We start from the raw sequence: 11804 nt of genomic DNA, 5'->3' as shown, positions 1-11804 counted from the left end.
TATGAAAGCACCAGCAAGCATTACTCTATTTGGCATCCCCAACTGCGATACCGTAAAAAAAGCGCGCACTTGGTTAGAACAACAGGCTATCCCGTTTGATTTTCACAATTTCAAAAAAGAGGGTTTAAGCGCAGAGCAAGTCGAACTTTGGCTAAAAAAAATCGACTTCGATACGCTGATTAATCGCAAAGGGACGAGTTGGCGCGCCTTATCGGAGGAACAAAAAAATCAAGCTGCAAGCAAAGCTGGTGCACTCGCCTTGGTACTGGAAAATCCCTCACTCATCAAGCGCCCCGTTCTACAAATTGGCGATAACACACTCGACTATGTTGGTGTTGGATTTAGCGACCAACTGTATTCATCCATTTTTCAAGAAAAGTAAATTTTCATGAGTAAAACGCTCGCACTGACAGAACAATTAATCGCCCTAGATTCCGTCACTCCTGAAGATAAAGGCTGTCAAAACACCTTAATCAATTTATTGACGCCATTGGGTTTTACTTGTGAAACCATACAATCTGGCGATGTCACCAATCTCTGGGCACGTCGCGGCAACTCACAGCCTCTAGTCGTATTCGCGGGACATACCGACGTGGTTCCGACTGGACCTGTGACGCAATGGCAATCTGAGCCGTTTGCGCCGACGCACCGAGATGGAAAATTATACGGACGTGGTGCGGCAGACATGAAAACCTCGATTGCCGCATTCGTCGTGGCAACCGAAGAATTTGTCGCGGCGCATCCCGATCATAATGGCTCTATCGGATTTCTCATCACCAGTGACGAGGAAGGTCCAGCCACCGATGGCACTATCGTCGTTTGTAATCTGCTCAAAGAGCGTGGCGAACAATTGGACTATTGCATCGTCGGCGAACCTACGTCTAGTGAAGTATTAGGCGATACCATAAAAAATGGCCGACGCGGCACCATGTCCGGCAAACTCACCGTGAAAGGCATACAAGGCCATATCGCCTATCCACAACTCGCTGAAAATCCCATACATACCGCTGCCCCCGCCTTAAGTGCTTTAGTCGCAGAAGTTTGGGATCTCGGTAACGAATATTACTTACCGACTTCGTGGCAAATCTCCAATATTCATGGTGGTACAGGTGCCTCCAATGTGATTCCAGGTGAAGTGGTTATTGACTTCAATTTTCGTTTTTCTACCGCCAGCACAGCCGAAGGTCTACAACAACGCGTGCATGCGATTCTCGACCAGCATCAACTCAAGTACGATCTAAAATGGACTATCGGTGGTCATCCTTTCTTAACCCCGAAAGGTAATTTGAGCGATGCTCTGGCCAAGGCGATTAAAGATGAGACTGGAGTGACAACAGAATTATCGACAACGGGTGGTACCTCGGACGGACGTTTCATCGCAAAAATTTGTCCGCAAGTGGTTGAATTTGGTCCTCCCAATGGCAGCATCCACAAAATTGATGAACATATCGAAGTGCGCTACATCGATCCGCTCAAAAACATTTATCGTCGTGCGTTGGAAAACCTTTTACTAAACTAGAATTATTATGACGAACTCAAACACGCTCCCGTTTCAAACACTACGCGACCTGTTGCGCTATGCGGTGACCCGTTTCAATACGGCACAACTATTTTTCGGCCACGGCAGTGCCAATGCTTTGGACGAAGCCGCCTATTTGTTGCTGCACACTTTAAAATTACCGTTAGACAAAATCGAGCCGTTCTTAGATGCCCGCTTATTGCCCCATGAAATTGATGCGGCGATTGCGGTGATCGAACGGCGCGCTACCGACAGAATTCCAGCCTCTTACATTACGAATGAAGCTTGGTTAGGTACGTATAATTTTTACGTTGATGAGCGCGTGATCGTGCCACGCTCATTTATCGCCGAATTGATACCAGAACGTTTTACACCGTGGGTACAAGATCCTGAAGAAGTAACTGACATTTTGGAACTATGTACAGGCTCAGGTTGCTTGCCCATCATGCTGGCCGATGCGTTTGAAAACGCTCATGTTGATACGGTTGATATTTCTAAAGATGCATTAGCCGTTGCGGCAAGGAATATTGCTACTTATGAGCTAGAAGATCGCATCACTTTGATTGAATCAGACTTGTACAGCAAGGTGCCCGACAAACTCTACGATATGATCATCACCAATCCACCGTATGTGAATTCGAGCTCCATGAGCAAACTACCCAAAGAGTATTTGCACGAACCGCAAATAGCCTTGGCCGGTGGTGACGACGGTATGGATTTAGTCCGTAAAATTGTTGCTGGCGCTGCGTCCAGACTCAAACCCAATGGCATCTTGATGGTGGAAATTGGTAATGAACGCGTGTTCGCCGAAGAAGCCTTTGCTGAATACGGTTTAACTTGGTTATCAACCAGTGCAGGTGACGATATGGTATTCCTGCTCACTGCTGAGCAACTCCAAGAAGGTAATTAAATCGCGACTGAGAATTACTATTAAGGTCGCCTCGTTTTTTTCTTGCACTAGTTTTATCGCTCAAAGCGCCGCATAGCGTTTTGAGCATTTTTATTTTTTGTAGTTCACTACTCCTTATTTTTGTTAGTCAAACATGATACGTCTTCAACAGGTCATCCTCGCCCGCGGCACTAAGCCACTTTTCGACAGCGTCGATGTCACGCTCAATCCCGGAGACAAGATCGGCCTGATCGGTTCGAACGGTGCCGGCAAATCCAGTCTGTTCGCTATGCTCCGAGGCGAATTACATCCCGATCAAGGCAGCATAGAATTCCCAGCCAAATGGCAACTCGCGCACGTCGCTCAAGAGACGCCCCCCTTAGAACGCAGTGCGATTGACTACGCGATTGATGGCGATGTCACGCTACGCAAGCTCGAAGCTAAATTAGCTGAATTGGAAGCGCAACCAGAATCGCATGACAATGGGATTGCGATTGGCGAAGTGTACGGTGCCTTGTCCGATGCCGATGCCTATACGGTGCGCTCTCGCGGGGAACAATTATTGTTAGGTTTGGGTTTCACGCTTGAGCAAATGGAACAATCCGTCGCCAGTTTTTCAGGTGGTTGGCGTATGCGTTTGAATCTGGCACAAGCCTTGATGTGTAAATCAGATTTACTACTACTTGATGAACCGACTAACCATTTGGATCTAGATGCAATTATCTGGTTGGAGGACTGGCTCAAGCGTTACACAGGCACCCTGATTATCATTTCACATGACAGAGATTTCTTGGATGGCGTTGTGAATGTCGTCGTGCATATCGATGAACGCAAGCTCAAACGTTATTCAGGTAACTACTCTGCTTTTGAACGTCAACGCGCAGCGCAATTGATACTCGCGCAGAGTTCTATCGAAAAACAAAACCGCAAACGTGCTCACTTGCAATCCTTCATTGATCGCTTTGCCGCCAAAGCGTCTAAAGCAAAACAAGCGCAAAGTCGTATTAAAGCTTTGGAGAAAATGGAAGAACTGGCACCTTTACGTGCTGCAGCAGAATTTTCTTTCGAATTCCGCGAGCCATTAAGTGCGCCTAATCCTATGTTGGTGATGGACGATGTGGATTGTGGGTACCGCATAGAATCGCAAACCGACCATAACTTTACCGAAAAGAAAATTGTTGGCGATGTTAAATTTTCGCTGCAAATTGGTCAACGCATTGGCCTACTCGGCATCAATGGTGCTGGTAAATCAACGCTGATCAAAACCATCGTCGGTGAACTACCGCCACTCACAGGTACGATCACCACGGGTAAGGGTTTATCGATAGGCTACTTCGCCCAGCACCAGGTAGAAATGCTACGCCACGATGAATCGCCGCTCTGGCATTTGGCACATATCGCACCCGACGTGCGCGAACAAGAATTACGTAATTTCTTAGGTGGATTTAACTTCCCAGGTAGCATGGTTACCAGTCCAATTGCGCCCTTCTCCGGTGGCGAAAAAGCCCGCCTAGCACTCGCCATGATTGTGTGGCAACGCCCTAACCTCTTGCTGCTCGATGAACCTACCAATCACTTAGATTTAGAAACACGAGAAGCCTTAACCGAGGCCTTGGCGCAATTTGAAGGCACACTGGTGGTGGTCTCACATGATCGTCATTTATTACGCGCCACGACCGACCAATTCATCATCGTCGCCGATGGTAAGCTTTTACCCTTCGATGGCGATCTCGATGACTATAAAGATTGGCTGTACAAAACCAAACTTGAACAAGCTGCGGCAGCCGCCAATGCGGCAAGCAATACCGCAACACTACCGGTTAAATCCAAGGAAAAAGCAGCCGCATTGCCGCAGGCACAGCCGGTACCAAGCACCCCGATTGATGACAAGGAACGTAAACGCCGCGATGCGGAAGAACGCCAACGCGTTGCCGCCTTACGCAAGCCTATAGAAACCAGAATCAAACGGCTAGAAGAACAAATGGCGAAGTTAAATCTGAAAAAGGATGACTACAGTAAGCAATTAGAAGATAGCGCTATTTACGATGATGCCAATAAAGAGAAATTGAAAAATCTCTTATTAGATCAAGCCTATGTTGTCAAAGAATTGGATCAGCTAGAAGCGGACTGGTTGGAGCAACAGGAGTTCTTAGAAGCAGCGGTTTAAAACAAAGCTAAGCTAAATTTAGCTTTGTTAGCCGATATAAATGAGGGGCGAAATCCCCTCATTGTATTTGTGTTGTACAAAAAGTCGCATTCCTTGCAAGGCCAGCTTTTCAGCATTACCATACAGCATCATTATTTCTAGATATTGAGCGCAATATGCGTGCACCGTGCTTGCTTCTGTCTCAAATATTCTTAGCCTTGTCGCTTATCGCGCTGAACGCCCCATCGCGGGCGCAGACCTTACAAATTTACACACAATCTTGGCCTCCCTATAGCTACGAGCATCAAGGCAGTTTGACTGGCTACTCGACTGAATTACTGCAAGCAGTTTTACAGGAAGCAGGAATCGATGCGAATTACACGACATTAAGCTGGAGCCGCGCTTATCAACACGCTAGCACAGAAGCAAATACCTTACTTTATACGACGACAAGAACACCTGAACGCGAAGAGCTCTTTGAATGGATAGGCCCAATCGGACTCAGAAAACTATGGCTATTTAAACTCAAGGAACGCACAGACATCAAGATCAAAGGCGTAGATGATCTTAAAAAATACAGGGTCAGCATAGTACGTGATACATCCAGTTTACAATTAGTGATGGAACGCGGTCTATTCCCACGCAGTCAGATCGACGAGGCGCCGACCACTACTTCGAACGTCAAAAAACTTTTCTTTAAACGCGTTGATCTCATCCTTGCAACTAATGGCGGAGCAAATTATGAGCTCAGCCAACTAGCGTATGCCAAAGACAGCATAGAGCCGGTCTATTTGCTCAACGATGAATTCTCACTCTATTTCGCTATTAACAAAAAAACTGAAGCAACAACTATAGAAAAAATACGCCTAGCATTTGACAAGATAAAGAGCTCTGGCCTCATCGAAACACTAAAGAAAAAATATAAGGTTGATTAAGCTTGAACATCACCTTGAGCATCACCTTGATCAACTTATCTGTACTAGCTCAGCCGTCGCAATTTTTTTAATTATCTCGAATTATCCTGACTTATTCGGGATGATAAACACGCACAAAACTCGCAAATTTTGGCAAGCCATTTGCCGTCCAATCGCGATACCGATACGTGATCAAAGTCCCAACCTCAGGTGGATTTTTGCGCATCTCGTCGTCAAATCCAGTGCCAAGTTTGAAGTGTTTCCCTTCAGGCGTTTCTAGCAATAAAGCACCCATCATTCCATGATATTTCCCTTGGCCTGCTTGGATAGCGATCACCTTGGCTTCGGCATCATGTTGAGGTTTTAATTTATATACGAAGGCGCTGCGTCCCGCTTGAAACTCCGCCTTAGCGTAATGCAAAACCAAGCCTTCAGCTTTTTGTAAACTCAGTTGTTTTAACTTCGCCTCAAGTTGCGCCACAGATTTCACTGGCTCTTGCGGAATCATGCGTAGCCATGGGATCGCTAGTTTTTGGACGATATTTTGTAAGGCCATAAAACGCTGACGAAAATCACCTGTCACTAAAGGATATTCAAACAAACAATATTGAATTTGCCGCCATTCATCATCATTGGCCTGTTGCCGCCTTACCGCGCCAGACAGACGCTCAAATTGCCCTCGCCCCATCCATAACTCGCCATCCAGAGGATGCGCAGGAAATTTTTCAGTGAACCAAGTAGGCGCTGCGATCACGCGACCACTACGAAAATATAATTGTTTACCATCCCAATACGCACGCACGCCGTCTAATTTTTCACTCATTAAATAATCAGCGATATTGGGCTCCAATTGACGTACATCGGACAAGGTTTGCGGAAGGACTAAGGCTAAAGTGGATGAACTATCTCGATCTACACTTGGCAACTCAGCAGGCATTTCAATTGCGTCATGCGCTTGCCCGTTAGTCATTACACTAAAAAAATTGAGCGGTAACAGCGCACAACATAAAAACTGACGGCGCACTTTGCCTTGCGTATTGAGTTCAGACAAGCACTTGTTTTTATACAACTCCATAGCAGCACCTTTAAGGGTTTTGAGGAATTTAAGTATAAAAACAATTAGATAAAATTACACCAAAATTCTTACCTGTGTAGCAAAAAAACAAAACCACCGTTCATTACTGAAGACGGTGGTTTTGCTTATTCCAACTAAGTTGTCACATAAAAATAAAACTTCCTGCTAGAAGCTGCCCAGCTTATGTGTATTGACTATGCACATTTATGCATTATTTCTGTGCTTTCACCACTTGCATTGCGCTCGCGATCAAGCCACTCATATCGCTCATATTCGCAGGCACGATGATGGAATTATTAGTTTTCGCTAAATTTGCAAAGGCAGCGACATACTGCTCAGCCACTTTCAAATTCACCGCATCCGCACCACCTGGCTCGCGGATCGCTGCGGCAGTTTGGCGAATAGCCTCTGCGCTCGCTTCTGCAATCGCCAAAATCGCGCCAGCCTGACCTTCAGCGCGATTAATCGAGGCTTGTTTTTCACCTTCTGATTTGGCAATCGACGCTTCACGCTCACCCGTCGCGATATTGATTTGCTCTTGCTTACGACCTTCGGAGGCTGCGATCAAAGCACGTTTTTCACGCTCCGCAGTGATCTGTGCTTGCATCGCATGCAGAATTTCTTTTGGTGGCGTTAAATCTTTGATTTCATAACGCAATACCTTCACGCCCCAATTGGCGGCCGACTCATCAATCGCATTCACAATCGTCGTGTTGATGTGGTCGCGCTCCTCAAAAGTCTTGTCGAGTTCCATTTTACCAATCACTGAGCGCAGCGTGGTTTGCGCCAACTGCGTAATCGCTGCAATGTAATTAGACGAACCGTAAGACGCGCGCATCGCATCGGTAATCTGAAAATACAAGATACCATCGACTTGCAGCTGCGTATTATCTTTAGTAATACAAACTTGTGGCGGTACGTCGAGTGGTATCTCTTTTAAGACATGTTTGTAAGCCACACGATCAACGAAAGGCACCACGATATTGAGACCCGGCGCTAAGGTTGCATGATATTTACCAAGGCGTTCAACCACCCACGCATCTTGTTGTGGCACCACTTTGATCGTCTTCATAATGAAGACTAATGCCAACACAAATAAAACTAATACGACAAAGCCTGAATTTTCCATGTTATTTTCCTCTTTTTGTTTTGTTTAAACCAACATCAAATTTTGAGTGTTTTTTTACTCAAGTAATCTCAGATCACCTTACATAGGACGCACAATTAAGCGACTACCTTCCACTGCTTCAATCACAAACATACCCGCGTTCGCATGCGCATGGCGCAACTCAACATCCCACATCGCGCCCCGATACTTGGTTCTAGCAACCGAGATACCATTGCCCTGCTCTTGCCATTCTTCCACTCTCAATTGCTGCCCAATATCAATATTCACATTAGGATCACGCGCCGCATCGCCACGCCGTTTCCAGCCATATTTACTATTATGCAGCGCCACAGTCGCAGCACTACCGACCACCGCAGCAATCAACATTTGTAATTGCATAGAGCTGATCAACAATGAGGCAATCGACGCACTCACCAAACCGAGCGCAAACATCAATAAATAAAACGTCCCAGTGAACAATTCACAAATCACCACCACACCCGCTACCACCAACCACCAAGTCCATGCTTCCATTTATTATTCTCCTTATAAAGAATTACAACAGTCTGCCCGATAACTAGTAAATTGTCATCGGTATTCTACAAACAAAAAAACCCTCGACATCGACGATGTGGAGGGTTTTTTCGCAGGTAATTTGAGGGCTTACTAATTTTTCGTTTTTTCTTGTTTTGATGCACTTACTGTAATGCTCAATTATGACAAGATGATGAAATTAAATACCTCGAATTCAAGCTAGACGTAAACCATGAATACACCTAATCGCATAGTTCCCATCAGTTATGATTTAACTCCAATAACGTAGAAGAGCTAGCAATTTAAACAGGGTAAAGCTCGCCGTCATCTTTCGCGCAATTCAACAGATGGAAAGGTGCAATAGATGAAACCCATTGCCCCGTACAAATTCGTTGCTCCTTACGGTCTTGTGCTTGAATTGTTTTGCTGTTGGTCTTTTAATTGAATAATTTGCGCTCAAAAATTCTACAATTATTTCATTAACGTCCAAACTTATAGTTTGCTTCAATCCAGAATTGGCGACCAACTGGTGAGTAGCTTCCAACTGGATAGTTAGGCCAGCCGCCAGTTTTGTCGATCTTGATCTTATTAGCTACGTTGTTCACCACGAAAGACAGCGTTAAGTCCTGGCTAGTCTGATAGACGGTACTGAAATTGCCTATGCCTGTTGGTGATAAATAGTAGCTACCTGAACCATTCGGGATTTTGCCATAACGAATAATGGTTAAGGTATTCGACCATGCACCTTTGTTCCAATTCAAACTACTAATTAATTTATCACGCCAGTTGCTATTGACGAGATCGTTTAAGTCATCGTATTCCGCATCGCCCGCAAATTGTTTTGATTTTTGCGTCAAAGTTTTGCTGTAGTTGCCGCGCAAAGTAAACGTACCTAAATCTTGCAAACGCCAAATGTATTTACCGCTGATATCAATACCGCTGGTCGACTTGCTAGCAGCGTTAATTGGATTGACCCAAATTTCTTGGATTTGACCTGGACGGCTTAAGTCTGTGTCTGGATAGCGCTTAATTCGATTAATGGTGTCCGTACATAAGCCGGATGCAATATCGCGTTTTCCTGTACGGCAGTCGGCTTCATCGCGTAATAATTGATCTGCACTAAGATTAGTAACCATGTCGCTGATTTTGATTTTCCAATAATCGACGGAGACGTCAAATCGGTTATTCGGTGACCAAACAATGCCTAAACCGTGCGATTTACCTTGTTCTGATTTGAGTTTTTTGTTACCAAATTGAACGTAATTTGCACCCGGTGAGTAGTTCGCGAATTCACAGTCTTTCAAATCAACACCTGTTGATTTGCAACGATAGTAGTCAGTCGTGCTGGAGTAATAGCCTGTGCCACGTGCTTTAAAAATATAGTTCATGTCGGGTGCGCGGAAATTAGTGGCATAGTTACCGCGCACTAAAATCTGTTCAGTTGGACGAATTTCCAAACCTGTGTTGTAAGTCAATTTACCATCGGTGCGATCAGCAAATGAATAATGATCGTAACGTGTGGCGACACTGGCGGTGACTTGCTTGAGGAGCGGAATATTCGCTTCTGCACCAATGGCATAACGTTGACGCTCACCGCTTACGATGTCGGATTTTGTGGTGGTGTTGAAATAGCCTTGATTGATACGTGGATCGGGCGTGTTATCAAATCGTTGGCTACCTATTTCCGCGATCGTTGCCACTTTCAAAGGCCCTGCTTTGAGTTGGACAACTTCGGCATTGGCAGAGAAACTTAAAGCATGCGTGAATGAACTATCGGAACTTCTGGAAGCGCCGAAGGCTTGATCGTATTCAGCTGGCGTAAAGATTTTAGTTAAACGAGCAGGATCTGGTGCGTAAATATTCACACCGTTTTTATATACACCGAGCTTGGGTCCTAAAATAAATTGATCGGTACTAGCTAAGGTACGTGGCGCTACGTTTTGGCTTTGATAATTCGACGCACTATACGCAGCTTCATACGACTATTCGGTATTGGGAATTTGGCCTTTTATACCGAGATTGAGCGTGGCAGACGTGTCGTTCCAAACGCGGTTAAAACGGTTGATGCCACCAATTTCTTCAGGCGAAAAAAGTTTAAACCAAGTCTCATACACATTGGTATTTTTGTTTAAGAAGTAGCCTTTGCTGGTCGCTCCGGCCGTCCAACTTGGCGAGCGTGTATCGTTTTATGTGCGACTTTTTCCGATCGAGAAATCGGCAAACAAACGGGTATTTTCGTCGATCTCGTAGTTGGTACTAGAGAATAAATTCAGGTTTTGATTCTTAGTTTGTACCGTCCAGTGTAAAGGGCTGATGATAGGACTGGCGCAATAGTTGCCTTTGCTGGTGGCGTAGCTAATGACACTGTTTTGGAACAGGCTTGCTTGTGAGCTGCATGTGTCGCCGAGGTCATAGTATTTTCCAGTCTTAGTATCACGACGATACAAGCTGGCCGATGGTGTACTACGGAAGGCCATGAAATCACGTTGTGTCGCGCGTAAAGGTTCGCGGTTGCTGGCTTCTACACTGAATAAACTTTTTAATTTATCAAAATTGAGCGTGCCAGAGAATTGCAGGCGCTGCGTTTCACCGCCACCGCGTTCGGTATCACCTAATTTGACATTGAAATTAAAACCTTGAGAGTTTTTCTTAAGGATAATATTAATCACACCGGCAATCGCATCTGAACCATACACTGCAGATGCGCCACCGCTCAAAATCTCAATACGTTCTACGATATTGGAAGGAATATTCGCTAAGTTAGTGAAGTTCACTGTACCTGTATAGGCAATCGGAAAGTCGGCGAGGCGGCGACCATCAAGCAAAATTAAGGTATGGTTAGGTCCCAAGCCACGCAAACTAATGGTGTTTGCGGAAGGCGTGAACGTGTTACCAAAATCTTCACCTTGCGTGAAGCCTGAGTTTTGTACGGTGTTTGCTAAGGCATCGTACACATTTTTATAACCTGCTTTGGCCAGTTCTTCTCCGGTGATAATCGTGACGGCAGTTGGGCCTTCTAAACTAGCGCGTGGAATGCGTGATCCTGTTACCACGACTGAGCTGACTTTATCATCGCCACTGATTTCATTGTTCGATGGTGTCGCAAAAGCTGGGTGACAAAGTGCAGCTAAAACGAAAGCGGTAATAGGTTTAAGTTGGGTGATATTTTTGTTCATAATTACTCTTGAGAAACGAAAAAGAGCTCGAACAATATCAAAGATGCTGCGCCGCACAAACTAATCTATTTGTATAACTTTATTTGGTTTTTTTACTCATGAATAATCTGGCATCCAATGATGCGGAGTGTGAAGCAGTTTGGAGAGGCAAAGTGCCGACATCTATCGCGTAACTTGAGGAGTGGAACGGTGCAATAGATGAAGCCCATTGCACCCTACAAATTCGTTATGCCTTACGGTCTTGAGTACTGATTGTTTCGATTACCAACTAGAATCGTCGGTTTGTGATTGAAATGTTGCTTTCAATAAGCTAAACGCAATCAATAGAAGACTAATTAGAAGGCCGCAAAAAAAGTACAGTGCGATCGAAATTTTAATATTACTTAAGACTTGAAAACCCATTAATGCTGAAATTGTAATTGAGACTACAAATGAAGCAAACA

10 protein-coding genes are annotated in these 11804 nt (G+C 45.0%); 5 read left to right on the top strand and 5 right to left on the bottom strand.

Features of this window, described 5'->3' with window-relative positions; translation table 11 throughout:
• The first annotated feature begins 1 nt into the window (after position 1).
• The 5 genes from ACFFJH_RS02060 (at position 2) to ACFFJH_RS02040 (ending at position 5489) form a co-directional block, all read left to right on the top strand.
• Positions 2–382, top strand: coding sequence for an arsenate reductase (locus tag ACFFJH_RS02060; RefSeq protein ID WP_390209681.1), 381 nt, complete (start codon positions 2–4; stop codon positions 380–382).
• A 6-nt stretch (positions 383–388) separates the two neighbouring features.
• Entirely contained in the window at positions 389–1519 is a 1131-nt protein-coding gene (dapE, locus tag ACFFJH_RS02055; RefSeq protein ID WP_390209679.1) for a succinyl-diaminopimelate desuccinylase, read from the top strand.
• A 7-nt stretch (positions 1520–1526) separates the two neighbouring features.
• Entirely contained in the window at positions 1527–2429 is a 903-nt protein-coding gene (gene prmB, locus ACFFJH_RS02050) for a 50S ribosomal protein L3 N(5)-glutamine methyltransferase (protein WP_390209677.1), read from the top strand.
• Between the two features lie 133 nt (positions 2430–2562).
• A complete protein-coding gene (locus ACFFJH_RS02045; RefSeq protein ID WP_390209676.1) occupies positions 2563–4575 on the top strand; it encodes an ATP-binding cassette domain-containing protein in 2013 nt (670 codons plus the stop codon).
• A gap of 155 nt (positions 4576–4730) precedes the next feature.
• Positions 4731–5489 carry a substrate-binding periplasmic protein gene (locus ACFFJH_RS02040; protein WP_390209674.1) on the top strand — a complete coding sequence of 253 codons (759 nt, stop codon included), beginning with the start codon at positions 4731–4733 and terminating at the stop codon, positions 5487–5489.
• Positions 5490–5580: 91 nt separating this feature from the next.
• On the opposite strand, the gene ACFFJH_RS02035 is transcribed toward ACFFJH_RS02040, so the two are convergent.
• The 5 genes from ACFFJH_RS02035 to ACFFJH_RS02015 all read right to left on the bottom strand — a co-directional run bounded on the left by ACFFJH_RS02035 (position 5581) and on the right by ACFFJH_RS02015 (position 11361).
• Complete coding sequence (locus ACFFJH_RS02035; protein ID WP_390209672.1) at positions 5581–6543, bottom strand: DNA ligase; 963 nt, start codon at positions 6541–6543, stop codon at positions 5581–5583.
• Positions 6544–6754: 211 nt separating this feature from the next.
• The gene (locus ACFFJH_RS02030) at positions 6755–7672 is read right to left on the bottom strand and encodes an SPFH domain-containing protein (RefSeq protein WP_212673654.1); all 918 of its coding nucleotides are present in this window, start codon (positions 7670–7672) and stop codon (positions 6755–6757) included.
• A gap of 78 nt (positions 7673–7750) precedes the next feature.
• Positions 7751–8185, bottom strand: a complete 435-nt coding sequence (locus ACFFJH_RS02025) for an NfeD family protein (protein ID WP_390209671.1) — start codon at positions 8183–8185, stop codon at positions 7751–7753.
• Positions 8186–8664: 479 nt separating this feature from the next.
• The gene (locus tag ACFFJH_RS02020) at positions 8665–10050 is read right to left on the bottom strand and encodes a TonB-dependent receptor domain-containing protein (RefSeq protein ID WP_390209670.1); all 1386 of its coding nucleotides are present in this window, start codon (positions 10048–10050) and stop codon (positions 8665–8667) included.
• Positions 10051–10371: 321 nt separating this feature from the next.
• On the bottom strand, positions 10372–11361 hold the full coding sequence (locus ACFFJH_RS02015) for a TonB-dependent receptor (protein WP_390209668.1): 990 nt from the start codon (positions 11359–11361) through the stop codon (positions 10372–10374).
• Positions 11362–11804: the final 443 nt, after the last annotated feature.

Source organism: Affinundibacterium danionis, assembly GCF_042432465.1.
Taxonomy (GTDB): domain Bacteria; phylum Pseudomonadota; class Gammaproteobacteria; order Burkholderiales; family Burkholderiaceae_D; genus Undibacterium; species Undibacterium danionis.
Note: the sequence above shows the minus strand (reverse complement) of the source record. Positions and strands in the feature narration are given on the sequence as shown.